Here is a 21,098-nt window from a genome sequence, read left to right as displayed (position 1 = left end):
GCCCTTCCAAACGCCTTAGACCGGAAGCAAGGCCCGTCGAAGAAACATCCATGGCGTCAAGTGTCGCCCTCGGTATATTGTCGAAGTTCCGATCACCAAGGCCATTAAATTGGATCAGATACTCGCCATACGAACCTTCGTCCGCGTTGCCGAAGCGGGATCCTTCGCAAAAGCCGCAGACACGCTGAACTTGCCCCGGTCCTCCGTCAGCAAACTCGTACAGGATCTCGAAGCGCATCTCGGGACGAAGCTCGTAGAACGAACGACCCGAACTGTGACTGTGACCACGGAAGGCGCCGCCTATCATGAGCGCGCACTTCGCCTGCTCGCGGATCTCGATGACATGGACGGCACTGTCGCCGGCTCGCGCAGCACCCCCAAGGGAAGACTGCGTGTGGACGTCGGCTCTGTGCTTGCGAACCACATTATCATACCCTCTCTTTCGGATTTCCAACGGCAATACCCGGACATCGATCTCATGCTCGGCGTCAGTGATCGCTCCGCCGATCTGATTGGGGAAGGGATAGATTGTGTAATCCGCGGCGGCTCTCTTGCAGACTCAAGCCTAAAGGCCCGCAAACTATGCGAACTCGATTACATTCTTTGCGCGGCACCTACCTACCTGGAAGGTCGAGAGCTACCGACGCGTCCAGACGAGATCGAGGCGCATCGAGTCGTCAGCTATTTCTCAGCATCGTCAGGAAAGCGTTTTCCGTTGCGGTTCCTGCGAGGAAATGAGCGAACTGAATATGTACCGACATCCAACGGCATTTCGGTCAACGAAAGCACTGCTCACTTAAATTCGCTCGTGGCCGGGCTGGGCATCGGTCAGAGCTTCGGCTTTCTGGCAAAGCCGCATATCGAGCGCGGCGCTCTCGTCGAGCTCCTCCCCAGATGGAAGCCGGAAAACCACTCACTGCATCTCGTTTATCCGGGAGATAGGTTTCCCAATCCGAGGCTGCGGGCCTTCGCCGATTGGGTGACGGGCGTTTTCGAGCGCGTCGATGCCAGGCGCAGTTCTGCGACCGAGACCATTCATCCAGATGGATAATGTCTCCATCCCGAGCGGCTTCTCGCCGACGGGGAGACCAACTACGTTCGTCCCATCGGAAGGCGACGCGGGCGAAGGCCAAAGCCCCCTACGAACATTTCAAAAACTTCCACAGGCCGCGCATTCGGACTGGATCCTTTCGCGCGTGCAGCATTAGGAGAATAAGATGACGAACAGACTTGCAAACAAGATTGCCGTGGTAACTGGAGCAACCAGCGGCATCGGACTTTCGACTGCCAAGCTCTTTGCAGCCGAAGGCGCCCGCGTCTACATTACGGGCCGCCGCAAGGACTCCTTGGACAAGGTAATTGCGGAGATCGGCGAGGCTGCCGTTGGCGTGCAGGCCGACTCATCGAGCAACGAAGACCTGGACAAGCTTTTTGCCCAGGTGAAGTCGGAACACGGACGCCTTGACGTCCTTGTCGTAAACGCCGGTGGAGGCAGCATGCTCCCGCTTGGGCAGATCACCGAGGAGCAGGTCGACGATACCTTCAGTCGCAACGTGAAGGCCGTCATCTTTACCGTGCAAAAAGCGCTTCCACTGCTGGGTCACGGCTCGTCGGTCGTGCTAACCGGTTCGACCGCCGGTACCGAAGGTACCGCCGCCTTCTCGGTCTATTCCGCTTCCAAGGCCGCAGTCCGCAACCTGGCTCGCTCCTGGGCGCTTGACCTCAAGGGTACCGGCATTCGCGTCAACGTGGTTTCCCCGGGGGCCACACGCACCCCCGGCCTCGTTGAACTGGCTGGCAACGACAAGGAACAGCAGCAGGGTCTCCTCGATTATCTCGCTTCGCGTATCCCGCTCGGCCGGGTCGGCGAGTCCGAGGAGATCGCTAAGGCCACCCTGTTCCTTGCCTCCGACGACGCAAGCTTCGTCAACGGCTCCGAACTCTTCGCCGACGGTGGCCAGGCCCAAGTCTGATCGGCCGCGTTTTAGGGGACCGCAAGGACTTTCGACGTATGACCAAGTGACGCAAAAGACGCGCGGCGTATGGTGAGTTTCAAGCCTCACGATATGCCGGGCGCTATCCTCTTCCAGTCGATATTTACGCAAACATTTTAGCCCAGAACGTGAAGAGTACCGCAACTAGGGTGCACAGAGGTCAACCATGGCCCTTCGCACCTGGGTCACCGGCGTTGACCGCTCGGGGCAGGTAGCGCGAGCCCGGGCCTTGTTCTTGCCTGACTGAAGATGGCTCGCGCAGTTCATCCTCCATCCGGGCTTAATGGCGGCGTAACGGGTTATACGCTTCACGACCTTGCCAGTGACCGTTGCATGTCACTCCGCAAACACCTTATGCCGAGCTTGAAATTTAGCTCCACCTAATATCTACTAGCTGTAATTGCACTGTGCACCGCTCCAAGCTTTTGATCATGGGATGGCTTTGCTGAGGATGCTTCATGTTTTTGGTCCGCACCGATCTCGATGAAGCCATCCAACGATGGCGCGACATCATATTCGCATCCTTGCCATCCGACCGACTTGGCGCGTACGTCGCTTTGCGCAAGCATGATCTGACGATCGAACTTCACGACGTCGAGGAGGATAGTGATCTTCTTGTCTTTGCCTCCGAAGGCGTAGCGTTGGCCGAACGATTTCGTTTGGCTTACCCCTATGTCGTGACATATGCAGGCAATCCCGGCTATCCGCTAGAATATCTGGTTTGGCTTTCATTTCACATGCAAGCAAACTTCGATCGGCTAGGTGTCCTCGAAATGAGTGCGACTTATGAGGACCAGGGCGGCGAAGTCGAAAGCATGTCTGCCGTTGCGATGGGCTTCTCGCACCAGACGGATCTTGAAGAATTTATAGATCGGTTTGATGGTCCGGACCTGAGCCAGGACCCCCACTTCGGCCACGAGGTGTATGTCTCCGAAGTCAGAGGCCCCTCTCCATCCCTGGGTTCGCCGATGATCCCGCCTCCGCTGGACGCCGGTTGAAATCGAGGATCCTTGAAATAGCCCGGCGGTTGCTGCGTAACTCGAATTGATTAGCCAGAGCCCCTATAAATTCATTGCTATTCAGCGTCTCACTTGCAACAATATACCTGTAATTGCGCACCCACAAAGCACACGTTAAAAATGAGATCCGTGCTGGTTTTTATTGCCGCGCAATTCCTCAATTTACGAACGCGCACCTTGATTGAGCCTCCGCCCCCTGCGGGGGCTCAATCATCTGCGCCGACCTCCGAAGTCTCGACGTTTATGACTTCGTGAGACGGTGCGCGTGTGCGCTGGTGGTGATAGAAGCTACTCTATTTCCGGAGGCAATGAGGCGGCTCGCAACAGATATGCAATGAGAGCAAGGATCAGCACCAGGACGCGAAAAATCGCATAGCCCCCAACGGTGTCCTTGCTGCAGGGTGCCACGAGGCGGCCGACATGAATTAGTTTATCATATGGCCGTCTTGTAGCTCGCGGAAGACCTGGCCTGAACAACCGGATGGATTCTCTGGGACTGCACTCTTCGTAGGCACCATAGACCGAGGCGCGTTCCTAGGCACCCACGAGAACGATTACGCCGAGTGGGTGATAAAACAATAGCAGATGAGCCAGCATGAAGTAAAAGCCATACCCCTGCGACCCCAGGAGGAGATCTGGTTCTCCAGATTCCGGAGGTCCAGGTGACACCTTCTGGTTCTTCTCATTGGCTTTGCCAGAACTAGATGGATTGATATCGAAGAGTTTCGCGTCCACGCTTGTCCGAACGTAAACATCATAGTCGTTTATCTGCAGCAAGCCGCCGTCAGTAGGCGTGTAAAGCTGCGTCCCGAATAACGCGAGCATATCGTAGGGGGAACAGGACCAATGGTCTTTGAGCGTCGAGAGTTTTTTGGTTCCCAGTTTCGGAACACACGTTATGAACTTGGTTCCCCCGAGGTCTCTCCTCCCGAATGGGCCGTCCAGTTGGCGACTATCGTGCGTAGACCTCGGAACAAGCGTATAGCTACCTCCCACGGTATCTGATCCGTCCTCCGTCCAGCTTACATCTTTGACGTCAAAGGCTGCCTCATACCATCTCCCATCAGGACCTTGCTGGCGGAATGCGAGGTAATGAAAATCTGCTCCTTGATTGTCGTTCTCTGGCACATGCGTGCAACCCTCAAGAAAGCCGCTTTGAGGCTTAATCTCCCACCACCCGTCCGCCAGCCAGCCCCCCCACGCGCCACTGTAGATCACGGCGACCTTCACAGTCGCGTTCCCAATGTTGGATATACATAACCGGCTGCCCGAAGCCTCCACTTGCTCAGCTGGCCAGCAAAGGAGCGGAATAGAGAGAACGAAGAGCCGGAGGAACACGAACGAAGATATTGCACGCATTATCTTCATAACCCGGCTCCATTCGCACGCTCGGAAATTATCACCCGAGGCGAAGGGCTGAACAATTCGCCTATTCGATGTAGCCTTGACGTTGCGCCTGGAGCTGTTTTCGCGACGCCACGCGCCGAGCGGCGAGTTTAATGAAAGGTGCGATCTCCGGGCGGGGGGATGGAGCCAAAGGCCTTCGGTTGCCAAGTGCATTCAGAGGGCGGTTGAGCAAACCTCACACTATAAATAATAACAACTCGTAGCCGCCGTCGCTGGCGGCTGTCTCAAACAATCAAAGCTCGACCTCGCAGCCTAACCCCATCTTTTTCCCGCTTCCAGATGAAGGCGCCTTCCCCCGCAACAGTGGTCGCGGCGCTTCCGCTGTGAAGCTAGCCCATAGTGTCTACTTCAACTTCCGTGGAAAAGCGGCACTATGTGAAGCTCGGACCAAATCTGTTGACCCCTTAGACCAGCGTCTTTTGTGCATCGCGCCAGTTCAGTCCGACAAGCGATACTCGCCTCGCTCCTTTTTCATGGAGGAATCGAATGGACGTCGTAGATTTTCCAAGGATTGCCGCGTGGAGCCTGCTAGCAGGGCTTGCCTTCGCAGATGCTCACGCGGCTGATCCGGTTTATGAATGTCGACGATTGGCTGGATCTGTCGAGGAGCCGAACAACAAAGAGCAGATCGGGGTCGATCTTCCATTTATCGATACGTCCGCGGCGACGACAGCATGCGACGAGGCGGCGCGTTTAAACCCGCAGGACCACGCAAGCGAATTTCGGCGAGCCCGCGCCTACATGGCGCCAGGCCCAAAGCAGGATATCCGGTTTGCGCTGTATACGTTCTCAAACGCTGGTGGGCTGGCGAGAAGGAACGAAGGGACGATCGGCAAGGATGTATCCGACTGGTATCGCCAGGCAGCCCGGAACGCTGTCACGCCAGCCACGTATGAGAAAGCAGCAAAGGCCGGCGATGTCGAAGCACAGCTCGTGCTTGCATTCCTTCATCAGGAGCCACGTTTCGGCGCTCTTGATGAAGCGAAAAGCCACAAGTGGATGAAGGCGGCCGCCGAGCAAGGGAATGCAAAGGCGCAATGGTGGATGGGGCAGAAGGCTGAGGCGCGTGGAGAATTCGAAAAGGCGCGGGAATGGTATCAGCTGGCAGCCGACCAGAACGACCCGTCCGGCTACTTCAGCATTGCAATGCACTACAAGCTCGGAAAGGGTGTACCCGAGAACAGGGACGAGGCCGACCGCCTGTTTGAGATTGCCGCGGAACTTGGCAGCAAGACTGCGGCCGAGCATTTGGAGACAGCCGCACATTCGCGGCGTGAGCGAAGCCTGATGGCTGATGGAAAGACGATCGTGGTGCCAGCCGACTACACGGAGCCGGACGAGCGAGAGATCGGGCTAGCCTTCATGCGCGCCTATGCCCAATACGGAAAGCAGACTGGGTTTCGCAGTTTCACCTATGGCCTGTTCGCCGATACGGCGTGGGAAATTGAGATCAACGGGATGCACAAGGAACGCTGCGTCAAAGGCGGGCAAGGCTATACATGCGCTTTCGTGGCAGATTTGACCTACCGTCGCTCGAAAGAGATGATCTCAGCGCTCGGCAATACTCTACAGGGCCAGGTTATGAGTTCAGCCGCCGACATGATGACGCGCAACGGGTCCAAGCGACAGGAAGAGGTTTTCATTCTTGGCTCGGAAGGGTGGTACTCGCCAACGCTTCAGATGCAGGCGCAGAAAGGAATGGTTGCAGCGATGGGAACTGTTGCTGAGGCCGTGGGCGGCACGGCATGCGGACTAGACGCGGTTAGCGGCGGCGAAGGCTGCTGAGGACCTTGGTACGGGGTTGCCGCGCTTTCGCAAATTGCGCCGCCATGAAGCGGCTCTCGCACGCTATGGGGGCTCATGATAGCGACGATTTCCTTCCGAAGTAGCTCCACTTTTTGTTGTGAGGCCTGCTTCGTCGTAGTCGGCATGGTTGCACCTTCGTTCTGGTCCTTGACTATCTTTGTTCCCCGTAATTTTAGGGGTTTCTTATTGACCGAAGCGACAGTAAACGGCCTCGCGGCGTAAGCGAAAGGTTGGCCGGCTCAATTGGCTCACGCAGAAATGCGATACTTGTGCATGTCTGGTGATGCGATGACGGGCAGCAAATGTCCGTTCTATTTGGTTCCGCCGCAGGGCGCGGCGTAGACCGACGGTAGGGTTTCCAGACGATTAGCTAGCTCTGGCACAGCCAGCCGGCTGAAATCACAATTCTCTTATGTAGCTACGATATGAATATTTCTCGTCAGCATTTGGAGTGGCAATGCGAGAGAAAAAGCTTCGTGAGACCGAAACCATCTCCGAAACGATCCGGGAATTGGCGGTCCCGGGGATGAGGCCAAAAGCGCTGATCGAAGCCGTCAAGGCCAGACATCCAAGTGCTTCGAAAAAAGAAATCGCTCGAGCGGCGTTTCTCACCATCATCCTGTCTGCTGAGTATGCGTCGGAGGACGCCCAAGCGCTCCACGATCTAGCAATCGAGACATCCGACGGAGACGGCGCTGAATAGGGAAGTCGATCGGTGATTGGTGAAAAGAGAAGGATCCGGCCGCATCACCTCTACGGTAACAATGAGGCAGCCTCACATTAGGCGATGGTGAGCAACCCCTTTTGGACGGCTGTGGTCGCATCCATACTGGCGCCGCGCTCATCTCCAAGGAAACCGCCAACCCCTTTAAGGTCGCGGGCATTCAAATGAAGCTCATACGTGGTCTCCAGGGTTCTCTTCCGGTGCTGGCCGGAGAGAGACGTTCTCACTGTCGCCGAGTAGAGCCCGGGAGGAATGTTCAGCCCGTCAATGTGGACATCACTCTGCGCTATGAGGCCTACGATTTTTCCTCGCCTCGGCATTTATACTCCTCGCGGATTTCTTCGGAGCGGCGCTGCTCTTATTCCACGGCGCACCAGTCGCGAATATGCGAGATTGCAAACCGCATCTGAAGCCCGCGATATTCTACGACCAATTTGTCCGCTTCGCGGCGCATGAACTTGGCAACGTAGTTGCGAACCGCACCCGCCTCGTCGACCACTTCGAATACATACGTATCAGGTATCGATAGTGATGGGTTTGACGGCGCAAATCGCTAGATCCTGTATCCAGAGCCCCTCTAGGGCCGTCGGAAGAAACATTTTCGCCGACGTCCCCTTAAGCCCAACCCCTCGCATTGCCCGTGCAGAGCGACTGTGCTATAGGTAGAATATAGACATTTAGGAACCATGGTCGACAAGAATGGCGCTGAGCATCAAAGACCACGACACTGAACAGCTGGCCCGCACCCTTGCCGAACGGACCGGCGAAAGCATCACACTCGCAACCAAGCGCGCGCTCGAAGAGCGCCTGCGACGGCTTGGCTCTGACTTGCGCAAAGCCGCTCTCCTCGAGGACCTCGAAGCGATCCAGCGACGCTGGAACGCTCGGCCCGTTCTCGACAGCCGCACAGCCGACGAAATTCTCGGCTACGACGAGAACGGACTGCCATCCTGATGGTCATCGATACCTCCGTCCTTGCCGCCATCGCCTTCAATGAGCCGGAAGCGGCGGCTTTCCGCGAGCGCATTGCAGACGACCCCGTCAGGCTCATCTCCGCCGCGACCGTCCTAGAGGCTGCCATGGTGATCGAAACTCGACTTGGGGAGGCCGCAGGCGCCGATCTCGACCTCTGGCTCTACAAGGCAGAAGTCGAAATCGTCCCAGTTACAGCCGAACATTCCGATCGTGCGCGGCGCGCCTGGCGTCGCTATGGTAAGGGACGTCATCCGGCCAGCCTCAACTACGGCGACTGCTTTTCCTATGCTCTTGCGGCGCTTTCGGGAGAACCGCTCCTCTACAAGAGCAACGATTTTTCGCAAACCGACATCGAGGCGGCGTGAGGACGAATTCCTGGTGGCTCGAAGCGGCCCAGCAAAAGCGCCCACGGACGTGTCGGCGACCACACAAAGCGGCAAGCGGAGCCAGAGCGGAAAATCCTGCTTGATCGACGAGGTATGGCTGTGCGCCGTAGAAGGCATTCCGGGTTCGGAGCGCCGCGTGATGTCGGCACACGGCGATCTCTATATCAACGGCCTGCCGAAATGAGCGAACCCGCCTCAGAATCCGTCCTCAAACGCGCTGAAGAACTCAACGCGCTCGACGCCATCCTGCCCTTCGATCGCCGCGGTCGGCTTGCGGCCCTCCTAACCAACGACGATGTCGCCACGCTCAAGCATCTGGCCAGCGAGGGCGAAGTCATTTCGTTTCGAGCCCTGCTACTTGGACTTTTGGAGAGCGGGACGGCTCGGCCTCCCACCGAGCGCCGGAGATTTGCGAAGCGCTTCGTCGCCCCTCAAGCTTGGTTAATTCGTTCGCCGCCGTTGGAAGTAATCTGGCGGGACCTGTAGCTCGATGGTTAGAGGCCGCTCAATGGGTCGCAGGTTAGAGTCCTGCCGGGCTCACCATGCCCTTAGGATCGAAGTCCGCCGTCCATGCTTTTTGGGTCCCGCCCGATTGATCTCTCTTGGGCGTCAATCCGAAGTGCTGCAGTGTAGCCGCTTTGGGCCGAAAGAAGCCATCGCGCGCTATTGGCCGCTGATTTCAACCAGTCTCGGGTGCTGATAAATAGTAGGACGGCCAGCGTGATCTCGCGGCAGCAACGTGACGTCAATCGGTCGCCCGACCCCGTTCTAAAAATAACGGCGATCGCGTCCCTGAGGACTTTTGACAGGCCGGGGACATTTAGTCCACCCAGACTCTGCCCGACTAGCACGACTCTTTTGTTCGCCGGGTTTTGAGCTGGGGACCTTGTCGCCAAACCACTTCAGGATGGCGTGCACTGCGACTGACGCGCTGAGGCGCCAGTCGTAGAGGAATTGCAGGACCGAGCTTAAATATGGATGGCCTGCCCAACGGTCGGAGCCCCACCGCGATGAATGATCAAGTCCGTCGGCCTGATTGCACTGAAACCGCCTGATCCGTTGCCGCTGGTCATCAGGTCAAGCGGCCATCGAAATCAGTAAGCCGGTGCGGCAATGTCGGGTCCAGACAAGTTGGCGACATTTGAACATCCGCTATTCGCGGAGTATTCGAACGACGCTGCGAACGGACGCGTGGCAGGTGTTCACTTCCAACGCTTATGACGCTCAGACAAATGTAGGTACATTCTAATTTAACGTGCGACACGCCAATGATTTCAATGGTTTCCCCTTGGATATTTTGGCATGTCTCGACGCTATTCACAGCTGAATCTGGCCGATCGACGCCGCCTCTTCCACTTTGTCGAACGAAAAGGACAGCCATAGTCAGACCCTCGGAGGCGCCTTCATTGACCGCAATATAGTTCCAGTGCCTGCAAGTTTAACGCGGTCGACTGTCAACGTGGATTTCACCTTGACAACCGCGTCATGAGACATCACTCTCGCAACTAAGATATCAGTTTGCGGAATGATATGTCTCAAATTGTCGAAATTCCTGCCTTACCCCTTGAAGAATTGCTTCGTTCCTTTCCGAAGGAGGGACCGGGCAACACCACGGCCAAGGTCTATCGGCTGCTTCGACAATTGATCGTCGAAGTCAGGCTTCTGCCCGGACGGGCGTTGCCCGAAAAGGAAGTGGCCGCGATCCTCAACGTCTCCAAAACCCCGGTGCGTGAGGCGATCATCCGGCTATCCGAGGAGGGCTTGGTCAAGGTCGTGCCACAGGGCGGCACCTTTGTCGCGACGATCGAGGTGCAGCGCTACATCGAGGCCTGCTTCATTCGTTTTCGCCTCGAGTCGGGCGCAGCGGCAGAGGCCGCCAAGCGGCATACGCTGGAAGATCTTGGCCGATTGGAGCTCTCTCTCAACCAGCAGATCGCGGCTGTCGCAAACGAGGACTACACGCGTTTCTTCGAGCTGGACGAGGACTTTCACCGGGTGATCTTTTCGACGGCGCGGCTGAGCGGCGTCTGGGCCTTTGTCAATCAGGCCAAAGGCGAGATTGACCGGATGCGCCATCTGAAGATGGTGTTCGGCGTGCGCAGGACCGGCGAGGTCATCCACGAACACCGCGACATCATCGATGCGATAAGGGCCGCATCTCCGGATGAAGCGGTGGCCGCTATGACCCGGCATCTTGGCTCTCTCGAAGCCAAGATCACAGAGCTTTCACGCGATCCGAAACTGTGGAGCTACATCGAATCGATCAATGCAACCACAACAGAAAAACGGAAACCACGGCGCAGCCTGACCTGAGGTAGGCGCCGTCGGGAGGAAAACTGAAATGTCTGCAGTGGAATTGAACGACGTAGTGAAACGCTACGGCGCACTCGAAGTCGTGCACTCTGTAAACCTGAATGTCGAACGCGGGGAGTTCGTCGTTCTCGTCGGGCCGTCGGGATGCGGCAAGTCAACGACCTTGCGGATGGTGGCGGGCCTGGAGGAGATTTCCGGCGGAACGGTCTCGATCGGCGGGCGGCTCGTCAATCGGGTCGCGCCAAAGGACCGCGACGTAGCGATGGTGTTCCAGAACTACGCGCTTTATCCCCACCTCAATGTCGCTGAAAACATCGCCTTCGGCCTGCGCGTAAGGCGTGAAAAGAAGGACGCAATCGAAGCGGCCGTCAAGGAAGCGGCGGCTATCCTCGACCTCACGCCCTACCTTGCACGCAAGCCCGCGGACCTGTCGGGTGGCCAGCGGCAGCGCGTTGCCATGGGGCGGGCGATCGTCCGCAAGCCGCAAGTCTTCCTGTTCGACGAACCTTTGTCGAACCTCGATGCCAAGCTTCGCACCCAGATGCGCGCAGAGATCAAGCGGCTTCACAAACGCATGGGCGTCACCAGCATCTACGTCACCCACGACCAGATCGAGGCGATGACGCTGGCAGACCGCATCGTCGTCATGAACGGCGGCCGCGTCGAACAGGTCGGCACACCGATGGAGCTTTTCCTCAAGCCGGCCAATGCCTTCGTTGCAAGCTTTCTCGGTTCACCACCCATGAACCTCCTGCGCGCAACAGTCGTTTCCGTGGACGGTGAACTGCAGGCGCGCATAGACGCTGCCGACGCGGAAGCCGCCCTCCTCAGATTACCGATGGCAATCGTTACATCCCTGCGCGCCGATCAACGTATCCTGGTCGGCCTCCGGCCCGAGCACGTCGCGGTCGGCAAGCAAGCGAGCGGAGACGTCCAGGAAATCGCCGCGACAGTCGACCTCGTGGAGCCGCTTGGGTCCGAGGCTCTTCTGCACACCAGGATTTCCGGCCAGCCGATCGTCGCCAAGATCGAAACGCCCGCCGATGTCGAGGCGCTCTCGCAGATCGGCAAGCTGCAGATACCGGTGGGCCGTCTCCATGTTTTCGACGCCGAGAGCGGCAAAGCCGTCAACGGTCATGCGTGAGGCGAGGATGACATCGATGATCGCCGGATATTTCAAGCGCCTTGGCGAGGACCTCCGGAAAGACTGGCAGCTTTACCTGCTTATCCTTCCGATGCTCCTTTGGTTTATGCTCTTCCTCTACAAGCCCATGGAAGGGCTGCAGATTGCGTTCAAGGATTTCAGCCCGTTCCGCGGTATCGCCGGAAGTCCCTGGGTGGGTCTTGAGAACTTTCGCACCCTCCTTGGCGACCAGATCTTCATCCGCGCATTCGTCAATACGATCACCATCAGCGGCCTCGGGCTGATCTTCGCCTTCCCCGTACCTATCGTGCTCGCCATCATGTTCAACGAGCTCCAGAGCGAGTTGGGCCGCAGGTTTTCCCAGACCATCGTCTATCTGCCCCACTTCATCTCCGTGGTGATCGTCGCGGGCATTGTGATCAACCTGCTGTCTCCCACGACAGGCGTGGTCAACCTCATTCTGTCGAGCCTCGGCCTTGACCGGGTCTACTTCCTCACCCAGCCGGAATGGTTCCGTACCGTTTTCATCGGATCGAACATCTGGAAGGAAGCAGGCTTCGAATCGATCGTCTATCTCGCGGCGATCGCCGGCATCAGCCCGACGCTCTATGAATCGGCCCGGGTCGATGGCGCATCGCGCTGGCAGATGATGTGGCGCATCACGCTTCCGTGCATCCTTCCGACGATCATCATCATGCTGATCATCCGCATCGGCAACCTCGTCGAGGTCGGGTTCGAATACATCATCCTGCTCTACCAGCCGGCAACCTACCGCACCGCCGACGTCGTCTCGACCTACGTCTACCGGACGGGTCTGCAGGGTACGCAGTACGACCTTGCCACCGCCGCCGGCCTCTTCAATGCGGTCATCGCCTTCGCTCTCGTCTTCGCAGCCAACCGGATCAGCCGGAAGGTTTCGACAACCTCGCTCTGGTGATCGTCATGGCTAGCTTCAATCTCTATTCTCGCGGCGACCGGATCTTCGGATATGCGAACGCGACCCTGATCGGGCTCTTCGTCCTTTCGACGCTCTACCCGTTCATCTACATCCTGTCGGTATCGATCTCGTCGGGTGCCGCAGTCACCTCGGGTCAGGTCGTGCTGTTGCCGAAGGACCTGACACTTGCGGCCTACGAATTCGTTCTTTCGGATCGGCTCTTCTGGATCGCCTACGGCAATACCTTCATCTACACCTTCGGCGGCACGGCGGTCAGCCTCGCGATCATGATCCCTGGCGCCTATGCGCTGTCGCGTGCCCGCCTAAGGGGGCGCAAGATCCTCAACATGATGGTCGCGTTCACCCTGTGGTTCAACGCCGGCATGATCCCATTCTTCCTCAACATGCGGGATCTCGGGCTGCTCGACTCTCGGTTGGGCATCATCATCGGTTTTGCCTGCAACGCCTTCAACGTCATCTTGCTGCGCAACTTCTTCGAGGCCGTGCCGAAATCCTTCGAGGAGGCCGCCAAGATGGATGGCGCCAGCGAGTTCCAGCTGCTTTGGAAGGTTTTTATCCCCTTGTCCAAACCGGCGATCATCACGGTTGCGCTGTTCTGCATCGTTTCCAGGTGGAACAGCTACTTCTGGGCCATGGTGCTGTTGCGCGGCGAGGAGAAGATCCCGCTTCAACTCTACCTCAAGCGGATCATCGTCGATCTTACCGCCAACGACGAGTTCGCAAGCAGCCTGTTGACGTCTCGTTATTCGTTCGAGACCGTCACCGCGGCGATCATGATCGCTTCGATCATTCCAGTGCTGCTCATTTATCCAAGCATCCAGAAATACTTCAACAAGGGCATCACCCTTGGCGGCGTGAAGGAATAACGGCCGTCTCAGTCAGTTCTGTTTAAGGAGGAGAATGGAATGAGATATATTCGAGACACGTTGGCGCTGCTTGCCACCTGTGCGTTGCTGCAATCGGGCCCTGTCTATGCGCAAGACGCTTCGACGAAGATTACGGACGACCCGCTCGAGCTGACGATCCATTTCCATTTCCGTGACAAATACGTCTACACGGAAGACTGGCCCGTCGAGAAGAAGGCGGCCGAATGGACCGGGATCCACGTGAAGAATGTCGCCTCGCTTGCGACCAGCAGCAGCCGGGATGCGTTCAACTTGCTGATGGCCTCCGGCAACCTGCCGGACATCGTTGGCGGCGACGTCACCGGCGGGCTGAAGGACGACTTCATTCGCTATGGCATGGAGGGCGCCTTCATGCCCCTGGATGACCTGATCGAGGAGAACGCCCCCAACCTCAAGAAGTTCTTTGATGAGCATCCTATCGTGCGCCAGGCCATCAGCGCACCTGACGGTCACATCTACTTCATCCCCTACGTGCCCGAAGGCGAGTTCTCGCGTGCCTGGTTCATCCGCCGGGACTGGCTCGACAAACTGGGCCTGAAGGTTCCGGAAAACGTCGACGAACTCTATGCCGTTCTCAAGGCTTTCCGCGAGAAAGACCCGAACGGCAACGGCAAGAAGGATGAAGTTCCCTACTTCGCGCGCGAGCCGATCGAAGCAGTCCGACTGATCAACATGTGGGATGCCCGCGTGTCCGGCTCGGAACGCTACGGCGACTTCATGATCGAAGACGGCAAGGTCGTGCATCCCTGGACAACGCCGAACTATAGGACCGGCATTTCCAAAGTTGCGCAGTGGTTCAAGGAGGGCTTGATCGATACGGAGGTGTTCACGCGTGGAGCTCGGGTGCGTGAATACATGCTCGGCAACAATATCGGGGGCATGACGCACGACTGGTTCGCAAGCACGTCCAACTACACCGACGCTCTGAAGGACAGCGTTCCAGGCATCGACTTCGCGCCGATGCTGCCGCCGAAGACCGTGTCCGGGAGGCGCTTCGAGGACAGCCGGCGTGCGACCGTTCAGCCGGCAGGCTGGGCGATCTCCTATTCGAACCAGCACCCGGTCGAGACGATCAAGTACTTCGACTTCTGGTTCTCCGAAAAGGGCCGGATCCTGTCGAACTGGGGCATCGAGGGCGAGACCTATGACATGGTCGACGGCAAGCCCGTCTACAAGCAGACCGTCCTTCACAACCCCAAGCCGGTGAACGCCCAGATGTGGGAAATCGGCGCCGGCGTGCCGCGTGGCTATTGGGCCGCCTATGCCTCCGAGGAGCAATGGACGAACAAGATGGCTCTCGACGGGATCGCCATGTACGAGAAGGAACCAGGGCTTCTGCAGCCTGAGTTTACCGGCGTCTCGATGAACAGCGACGAGCGCGCCGTTTACGACAAGTACTGGCCGAGCCTTCTCACCTACATGATGGAAATGCAGCAGACCTGGGTCCTCGGAGCCCAGGATGTGGATGCCTCCTGGGACGGCTACGTCGCCCGCCTCGACCAACTCGGCTACGCCAAGGTCTCCGAGGTGATGCAGGCGGCCTATGACCGCCAATACGGAAAGAACTGATCCGATTATCGGGCGCGACCGGGTCGCGCCCGCCTCTATCACGTATTCAAAGGACGTCATTTCGATGCCCAAAACCGCTGAAGCACCCCGCCTGCAATATCTCGATGAGCCAAAACCGGGGACCCTGACGATCGGCTATCAGCCGGCCGGCGAAAGCTCTGTCGAAAATCCGCCCCGTTTCAGCTGGCTGCCGGCCCTGAACGACGATGCGCGCTATGTGGTGCGGATCTCGAGCGATGCGGGCTTTGCGCCCGAGCGGACGCTGGTCTTCGACAATATCGCCTGGAACTTCCTCACCCCGGATACAGCGCTCGAACCCGGTTCCTACTGCTGGTCATTTGCCCTTTGGAACGATGCCGAAAAGCGCGCGGCCTCCGATTGGAGCCGCGTGCGTGAATTTACGCTCAAGCCGGGCCTTCCCGAGACGGCCTTGCCGCGCGCGGCAAAGCGGCGCGACATCATGGATCTTCGCCATCCCCGCCTGTGGCTCAATCCGGATGGCATCACCAACTTCCGCGGCCGGTTGCAGGAGGATCCTGATTGCTGCGGCTGGAAGACCTTCTACGTGAACTCGGTGGAGCCGTGGCTCTCGCGGAGCCTGATCGCCGAACCGCAACGTTACCCGGATAATGTGCGCACCGCCAAGCTCTGGCGGCAGATGTATATCGACTGCCAGGAGGCGATCTACGCCATCCGGCACCTGGCGATTGCAGGTGTCATCCTGGATGACGCAGACATGATTGCGCGGGCCAAGGACTGGCTGCTGTCGGTCGCGACCTGGGATCCGCAGGGAGCAACGGCCCGCTCCTACAATGACGAGGCGGCATTCCGCGTAGTGACCGCGCTCGCCTGGGGCTACGATTGGCTATACGACCATCTCGATGACGGTGAGCGAGAGCGCGTGCGTCGTGTGCTCCTTGCGCGGACACGCGAAGTCGCAGACCACGTGATCTGGCGTGCGCGCATCCATGTTTTCCCCTATGACAGTCACGCAGTGCGCTCGCTTTCGGCGGCCCTCACGGCGGCTTGTATCGCGCTGGCCGGTGAGGAAACGGAAGCCGAGTGCTGGCTGGACTATACGGTCGAATTTCTTTTCACCCTCTATTCGCCCTGGGGCGACAGCGACGGCGGGTGGGCGGAGGGTCCACACTACTGGATGACCGGCATCGCCTATCTGACGGAAGCCGCCAATCTCATCCGAAACTTCCTCAAGGTCGATCTCTATCGGCGGCCGTTCTTCCAAAAAACAGGTGATTTTCCGCTCTACACGAAGGCGCCGGGTACGAGGCGGGCCTGCTTCGGAGACGACTCCACCCTCGGCGATCCGCCTGGTCTCAAGGTTGGCTACAATGTCCGCCAGTTTGCCGGCGTCACCGGCAACGCCCATTACCAGTGGTATTTCGAGCGGCTGAAGGCGGATGCCGCCGGTACCGCCATGGAATTCTATAACTACGGCTGGTGGGACCTCAATTTCGACGAGCTTGTCTATCGGCACGATTACCCGCAAGTCGAGGCAAAGGCGCCTGCCGACCTGCCGCCGGTCAAGTGGTTCAGGGAGATCGGCTGGGTTGCGATCCAGAAACACATGGACGATCCCGATCGCCACATCCAGTTCCTGTTCAAGAGCAGCCCCTTTGGTTCCTTGAGCCACAGTCACGGCGACCAGAACGCATTCCTGCTCTATGCCTTCGGCGAGGATCTGGCGATCCAGAGCGGTTACTATGTCGCCTTCAACTCGACCATGCATCGCAGCTGGCGCCGGCAGACCATATCCAAGAACGCCGTCCTCATAGGCGACAGCGGGCAATACGCCGAAGGCGACAAGGCGATCGGCAAGAAGGCGGGAGGTCGGATCACGGCGGTGCGCGAGGAGCCGACGCATGTCTTCATCAGCGGCGATGCCACGGCGGCCTATCGGGCGAACAATCCGCTGGTCCTCAGGGTCGAGCGAGACATCCATTTCGCCAGCAGCGACTTTCTCGTCATCGTCGATCGCGTCGAATGCATCGAACCACAGCCCCTCAAATGGCTAATGCACTCCGCCCATCAAATGGACGTGGGCAGCAACAGTTTTCGTCTGACCGGCGAACGGGCGGGGCTCTACGGGCAGTTCGTGTTTTCAACCGCAGGGCCGCCGCAGATACGCATGATCGAAGGTTTCGAAGGCGTCGATCCAACCGAAATCGAGGGCCTGGCCACCCAATATCACATCGAGGCAACGCTTCCAGCGTCCACCAAGCAGACCCTGGTGACGCTTCTCGTTCCCTATGCCCTTAGCGAACCCCGGCGGGTCTTTCACTTCGTCGATGACCAGGGCTTCAGCGCCGACCTCTATTTCACCGATGTCGACGACAACCAGTTGCGCATCATCATCCCCAAGAACTTCTGATCGGAAAGGAAATGTCATGAACGGACTGAAGGACAAGGTCATTTTAGTAACTGGCGGCGGCCGCGACATCGGCAAGGCCTGCGCCGAGAGGCTTGCCCGCGACGGCGCGAAGGTCGCAATCACCTACCTTGGCTCGGCGGCTGGCGCCGAGGAGTGCGTGACGGCGATAACGGCTTCCGGTGGCAAGGCGATCGCCATCAAGGCGGACATGACCGTGGCCGCCGATGCACAAGCGGCTGTCGACGGGGCAGTTGCCGCGTTCGGTCGGCTCGATGGGCTGGTGCATGTCGCCGGCGGACTTTTGGCGCGCAAGACCTTGCAGGACATGGACGAGGCGTTCTTCCGGCAGGTGATCGACGTCAATCTCACTTCACTCTTCAATGCATCCAAGGCGGCCGTTCCGGCGATGGCCGACGGTGGCGCGATCGTCACCTTTGCCTCACAGGCCGGCCGCGATGGCGGCGGCCCTGGTGCGTTGGCCTATGCCACCTCGAAGGGGGCGGTCATGACCTTCACGCGTGGTCTTGCAAAAGAACTCGGACCAAGGATCCGCGTCAATTCGGTTTGCCCGGGCATGATCTCTACGACCTTCCACGACACGTTCACCAAGCCGGAAGTGCGCGAGCGTGTCGCTGCCGCAACCCCGGTCAGGCGCGAGGGCCGATCGGACGAGGTCGCCAATCTGGTCGCCTTCCTTGTCTCCGATGAGGCGTCGTTCATCACCGGCGCCTGCTACGATGTAAACGGCGGCACGCTGCTTTCCTGATATGGTCATGACAGTGCGATTTCCGATCCATGGCAAGCGCGTCGCCCTCATCGGCACGTCGCTTGTCCAGCAGAACCACCACGCAGGCGACAGGCACATCCACTCCTGCGCCCGCGGGTGGGCGACATGGGCGGAGGTTCTCTCCGCCGGCCAGCTCGACATTACGGTGTTTCACGATCCGCGCGTATTTCCCGGCTGGGAGCCAAGCGGCAGGATCGGCGTCACCCGTGGCTTCGGCGGACTGAACGCCGGCGTTTCGGGGCAGAAGGCCCGGGACATCGCACAGCGTCTCGAGGAGGTCTTGAAGCTCGATTTTGACCTGATCGTCGTCGATGCCGGCACGAACGACATGATGGTTGAGACAAAGGAAGTCATCCAGTCTATCCGCGAAGCGGTCGTTGATCGACTGATAGCGGCTGGAAAGACGGTGATCCTGCTGCCAATCCTGGCGCGTGGCACGCAGAAATGGGTCGCCGGCGGATCGGAACGGGCAAAAGCACACTGGATCAACCAGAAGAGCCTCGCCTTTGCAGCCATGAGACCGCACTGCCACGTCTTCGACTGGAATTCCGTCTGGGTGGACCCTTACTCTGCCGATGGGGCGCCACACGATGATTTCTCCGACGACGGCACGCACTTTTCGGTTCCGGGCGGTTACGCGGTCGGCAAGGCGTTGGCAGCCTATCTTAGTGGCTTCCTCGCTCCACCCGCTCCTCGAATATGGGCGCAGGACGACCGTTTCGATGCAGTCAACAACCCGATCGGCAACATCCTGCCAAATCCTCTTCTTGCCGGGAACGGAGCGTTGGCCGAGGGATTGGCCGTTTCTCACGGTCGAACGACTGCAAGCCGGATCATCTGCCAGCCCGACCGCATGGCGAACTGGCAGGAGGTCGGTGTGGCGATCGACGGGTGCCGCGTGGATCTCCTGCCGGACGCTTTCGTTAATCCGCTGCCGGCGGGCACCTGGGTGCAGGCAAGCGTCCAGGTGGAAGTGCCCGCGCACGGTGACTGGCGGGACATTTCGCTGATCCTGGAAGATGGTGCGGCGGAGGGCCTGGTGTCGCAGGCGCTCGCTCCGTTCGATCTCGGTGATGGAAACCTCGCACCCTTTCCGAGGGAGGCGTGGTCGGGCGTGTTGAGGACACCTCCGATCAAATTGAAGACGCCGATGCAAGATCTCCGGCTTGGGCTCAACCTGCAGGTTGGTCCGACAAGACAACCATCAAGCATGCAGTTTTCAAGCCCCGAGTTGCGTCAGGTCATGCCTCCACAGAGCCAGCTGTTTTGACGTGAATGGCCATGGCTCGTCGCAACACGCGCTGAACGCGGCCCACAGAGGACCAAATCCGGAGGCGATACTCCAAAATCCCATGAGTTCCGATTTACGTGGCAGGGCTTTTGGCTTGGCCTGGAATGCGTTCTCGTGGTCTTTCTGCTAACCTCGACGACCAGAACGCGCAGAAACTCGCGCCCACGGCAAGCGCTGCAATGATCGCTCCAACCCACGGCAGGGCGTGGACTGAGAGGTTTGCAAGCGCGATCCCCCCAACTGCCGTCCCGAGCCCTACACCGATGTGCATTGTCGACAGGTTCAGGCTTATGCCGGTATCGGCCGTCTCCGGCCCGGCTGAGTTCAAGAAGCTTTGTACCACCGGCGAGATCATCCAGCTGATGCAGGCCCAGATCATCAGCACGCTGAACATCACCCATGAGCTGCCCTCGACCAACGGTATCGCGACAAGGGCGAGCAGGTAGGCCGTCGGCGTGAGCAAAAGGACGTTGCGCGGCGAAAACCGGTCGGCAAGCCAACCACCGAGATAGCCACCGCTCACGCCGGCAATACCAAGGACCGCAAAGGCTATCGCGATGTTTTCCGCGGCAACGCTGGCAATCTCAACGAGGTAGGGGCCAAGAAAGGCGAACAGCACGAAGTGCCCGCCAATCATCAGAATGGAGACAAACTGGCCCGCAACGAGAGGCGGCTTTCGCAGGTGGTCCAGATACCTTGGAAGCGCGGCTTTACGGCGAGCGGAGACCGGAACATGCCGCCAGCTTGCCAACCACACCAAGCCGGCAAGCAGGGACAGTGCGATGAAGACGCCCCGCCAGCCGATAAGTCCGCAGATGAAAATTCCCGCGGGAACGCCGAGCACCAGCGAGCCACTGATCCCCATGAAAATGATGCCGATGGCTCGACCTTTCATGTCTTTCGCGACCAGCTCGGTCGCCAACATCGTTGCCAGAAGGCAGACGGTCGCGCTCGCCATGGCCATGCCGATGCGGGCGACGACAAGCGTTGCGAAATTGGAGCTCGCTGCCGCACAGAGATTGCTAACGACGAACAGGCCCAGAGCACAAAGAAGAAGGCGCCTGCGCTCGATCTTCATCGTAAGGACGAGCGCCAAGGGCGCCGTCAAGGCAAACACGATCGAAAAAACGGCCGTCAACTGCCCGGCAAGCGCGATCGAAACGCCAAGCTCGCCGGCGACATCGGAGACGATGCCGACTATGATGTTTTCGGCGGTTCCTGTGGCAAATGTCGCAAATGCGAGCAAGACAACGATAGGGTTCATGCGCCCGTTCTCCCTGCATGATGACCCATGCGGGCACGAACCAGCGATCGCCCCGACATGGAATGGACATGTCGGGTTTCGAGGCAGAGCTTCGGTTATCCCTATGGCAGCTTGACTAGCACGTCGGTGCCCGAGCCGGAAGCCCCTCTCGGCCACCTATACGAGCA

General features: G+C 58.8%; 17 protein-coding genes and 1 pseudogene. 16 read left to right on the top strand and 2 right to left on the bottom strand.

What is annotated here, in order from left to right:
- The first annotated feature begins 109 nt into the window (after positions 1-109).
- The 3 genes from IB262_RS32370 (at position 110) to IB262_RS32360 (ending at position 2,992) form a co-directional block, all read left to right on the top strand.
- Complete coding sequence (locus IB262_RS32370) at positions 110-1,051, top strand: LysR family transcriptional regulator (protein WP_060581980.1); 942 nt, start codon at positions 110-112, stop codon at positions 1,049-1,051.
- A 166-nt stretch (positions 1,052-1,217) separates the two neighbouring features.
- Positions 1,218-1,973: a glucose 1-dehydrogenase gene (locus tag IB262_RS32365; protein WP_060521303.1), complete on the top strand. Its 756-nt coding sequence runs from the start codon at positions 1,218-1,220 to the stop codon at positions 1,971-1,973.
- Positions 1,974-2,452: 479 nt separating this feature from the next.
- Complete coding sequence (locus tag IB262_RS32360) at positions 2,453-2,992, top strand: hypothetical protein (RefSeq protein ID WP_060521304.1); 540 nt, start codon at positions 2,453-2,455, stop codon at positions 2,990-2,992.
- Between the two features lie 555 nt (positions 2,993-3,547).
- Here IB262_RS32360 and IB262_RS32355 read toward each other — a convergent pair.
- The gene (locus tag IB262_RS32355) at positions 3,548-4,381 is read right to left on the bottom strand and encodes a hypothetical protein (RefSeq protein WP_060521305.1); all 834 of its coding nucleotides are present in this window, start codon (positions 4,379-4,381) and stop codon (positions 3,548-3,550) included.
- A gap of 525 nt (positions 4,382-4,906) precedes the next feature.
- Here IB262_RS32355 and IB262_RS32350 point away from each other — a divergent pair.
- From IB262_RS32350 to IB262_RS32290, 13 genes and pseudogenes are all read left to right on the top strand, one after another.
- Positions 4,907-6,205 (top strand): tetratricopeptide repeat protein, encoded by a 1,299-nt coding sequence (locus IB262_RS32350; RefSeq protein ID WP_060521306.1) that lies wholly within the window; start codon positions 4,907-4,909, stop codon positions 6,203-6,205.
- A 478-nt stretch (positions 6,206-6,683) separates the two neighbouring features.
- Entirely contained in the window at positions 6,684-6,929 is a 246-nt protein-coding gene (locus IB262_RS32345) for a hypothetical protein (RefSeq protein ID WP_060521307.1), read from the top strand.
- Between the two features lie 720 nt (positions 6,930-7,649).
- Positions 7,650-7,904 carry a type II toxin-antitoxin system VapB family antitoxin gene (locus IB262_RS32340; protein ID WP_034798574.1) on the top strand — a complete coding sequence of 85 codons (255 nt, stop codon included), beginning with the start codon at positions 7,650-7,652 and terminating at the stop codon, positions 7,902-7,904.
- Positions 7,904-8,290, top strand: coding sequence for a type II toxin-antitoxin system VapC family toxin (locus IB262_RS32335; protein WP_060520810.1), 387 nt, complete (start codon positions 7,904-7,906; stop codon positions 8,288-8,290). Before IB262_RS32340 ends, IB262_RS32335 begins: the two co-directional genes overlap by 1 nt.
- A gap of 201 nt (positions 8,291-8,491) precedes the next feature.
- Positions 8,492-8,641, top strand: a pseudogene (locus IB262_RS32330) (integrase); the annotation flags it as partial.
- Positions 8,642-9,841: 1,200 nt separating this feature from the next.
- Positions 9,842-10,624 carry a GntR family transcriptional regulator gene (locus tag IB262_RS32325; RefSeq protein ID WP_060520812.1) on the top strand — a complete coding sequence of 261 codons (783 nt, stop codon included), beginning with the start codon at positions 9,842-9,844 and terminating at the stop codon, positions 10,622-10,624.
- 28 nt (positions 10,625-10,652) lie between these two features.
- On the top strand, positions 10,653-11,768 hold the full coding sequence (ugpC, locus tag IB262_RS32320; protein WP_060520813.1) for a sn-glycerol-3-phosphate ABC transporter ATP-binding protein UgpC: 1,116 nt from the start codon (positions 10,653-10,655) through the stop codon (positions 11,766-11,768).
- Positions 11,769-11,784: 16 nt separating this feature from the next.
- Positions 11,785-12,705, top strand: a complete 921-nt coding sequence (locus IB262_RS32315) for an ABC transporter permease subunit (protein WP_060520814.1) — start codon at positions 11,785-11,787, stop codon at positions 12,703-12,705.
- A 5-nt stretch (positions 12,706-12,710) separates the two neighbouring features.
- Positions 12,711-13,592, top strand: coding sequence for a carbohydrate ABC transporter permease (locus tag IB262_RS32310; protein WP_060520845.1), 882 nt, complete (start codon positions 12,711-12,713; stop codon positions 13,590-13,592).
- A gap of 39 nt (positions 13,593-13,631) precedes the next feature.
- The gene (locus IB262_RS32305) at positions 13,632-15,200 is read left to right on the top strand and encodes an extracellular solute-binding protein (RefSeq protein WP_060520815.1); all 1,569 of its coding nucleotides are present in this window, start codon (positions 13,632-13,634) and stop codon (positions 15,198-15,200) included.
- A 64-nt stretch (positions 15,201-15,264) separates the two neighbouring features.
- Complete coding sequence (locus IB262_RS32300; protein ID WP_192494330.1) at positions 15,265-17,589, top strand: DUF4962 domain-containing protein; 2,325 nt, start codon at positions 15,265-15,267, stop codon at positions 17,587-17,589.
- A 16-nt stretch (positions 17,590-17,605) separates the two neighbouring features.
- Entirely contained in the window at positions 17,606-18,355 is a 750-nt protein-coding gene (locus tag IB262_RS32295) for a glucose 1-dehydrogenase (RefSeq protein WP_060520816.1), read from the top strand.
- Positions 18,356-18,362: 7 nt separating this feature from the next.
- The gene (locus IB262_RS32290; RefSeq protein WP_063891244.1) at positions 18,363-19,646 is read left to right on the top strand and encodes an SGNH/GDSL hydrolase family protein; all 1,284 of its coding nucleotides are present in this window, start codon (positions 18,363-18,365) and stop codon (positions 19,644-19,646) included.
- Positions 19,647-19,740: 94 nt separating this feature from the next.
- On the opposite strand, the gene IB262_RS32285 is transcribed toward IB262_RS32290, so the two are convergent.
- Complete coding sequence (locus tag IB262_RS32285; RefSeq protein ID WP_348646948.1) at positions 19,741-21,087, bottom strand: MFS transporter; 1,347 nt, start codon at positions 21,085-21,087, stop codon at positions 19,741-19,743.
- Positions 21,088-21,098 lie beyond the last annotated feature (11 nt).

This window comes from Ensifer sp. ENS02 (assembly GCF_014851885.1).
Taxonomy (GTDB): domain Bacteria; phylum Pseudomonadota; class Alphaproteobacteria; order Rhizobiales; family Rhizobiaceae; genus Ensifer; species Ensifer adhaerens.
Note: the sequence above shows the minus strand (reverse complement) of the source record. Positions and strands in the feature narration are given on the sequence as shown.

Bases quoted from the DNA above. Each gene is read 5' to 3' on its own strand.
- IB262_RS32365 (WP_060521303.1), top strand. From the start codon at position 1,218: ATGACGAACAGACTTGCAAACAAGATTGCCGTGGTAACTGGAGCAACC.
- IB262_RS32360 (WP_060521304.1), top strand. From the start codon at position 2,453: ATGTTTTTGGTCCGCACCGATCTCGATGAAGCCATCCAACGATGGCGC.
- IB262_RS32355 (WP_060521305.1), bottom strand. From the start codon at position 4,381: ATGAAGATAATGCGTGCAATATCTTCGTTCGTGTTCCTCCGGCTCTTC.
- IB262_RS32350 (WP_060521306.1), top strand. From the start codon at position 4,907: ATGGACGTCGTAGATTTTCCAAGGATTGCCGCGTGGAGCCTGCTAGCA.
- IB262_RS32345 (WP_060521307.1), top strand. From the start codon at position 6,684: ATGCGAGAGAAAAAGCTTCGTGAGACCGAAACCATCTCCGAAACGATC.
- IB262_RS32340 (WP_034798574.1), top strand. From the start codon at position 7,650: ATGGCGCTGAGCATCAAAGACCACGACACTGAACAGCTGGCCCGCACC.
- IB262_RS32335 (WP_060520810.1), top strand. From the start codon at position 7,904: ATGGTCATCGATACCTCCGTCCTTGCCGCCATCGCCTTCAATGAGCCG.
- IB262_RS32325 (WP_060520812.1), top strand. From the start codon at position 9,842: ATGTCTCAAATTGTCGAAATTCCTGCCTTACCCCTTGAAGAATTGCTT.
- ugpC (WP_060520813.1), top strand. From the start codon at position 10,653: ATGTCTGCAGTGGAATTGAACGACGTAGTGAAACGCTACGGCGCACTC.
- IB262_RS32315 (WP_060520814.1), top strand. From the start codon at position 11,785: ATGATCGCCGGATATTTCAAGCGCCTTGGCGAGGACCTCCGGAAAGAC.
- IB262_RS32310 (WP_060520845.1), top strand. From the start codon at position 12,711: ATGGCTAGCTTCAATCTCTATTCTCGCGGCGACCGGATCTTCGGATAT.
- IB262_RS32305 (WP_060520815.1), top strand. From the start codon at position 13,632: ATGAGATATATTCGAGACACGTTGGCGCTGCTTGCCACCTGTGCGTTG.
- IB262_RS32300 (WP_192494330.1), top strand. From the start codon at position 15,265: ATGCCCAAAACCGCTGAAGCACCCCGCCTGCAATATCTCGATGAGCCA.
- IB262_RS32295 (WP_060520816.1), top strand. From the start codon at position 17,606: ATGAACGGACTGAAGGACAAGGTCATTTTAGTAACTGGCGGCGGCCGC.
- IB262_RS32290 (WP_063891244.1), top strand. From the start codon at position 18,363: ATGACAGTGCGATTTCCGATCCATGGCAAGCGCGTCGCCCTCATCGGC.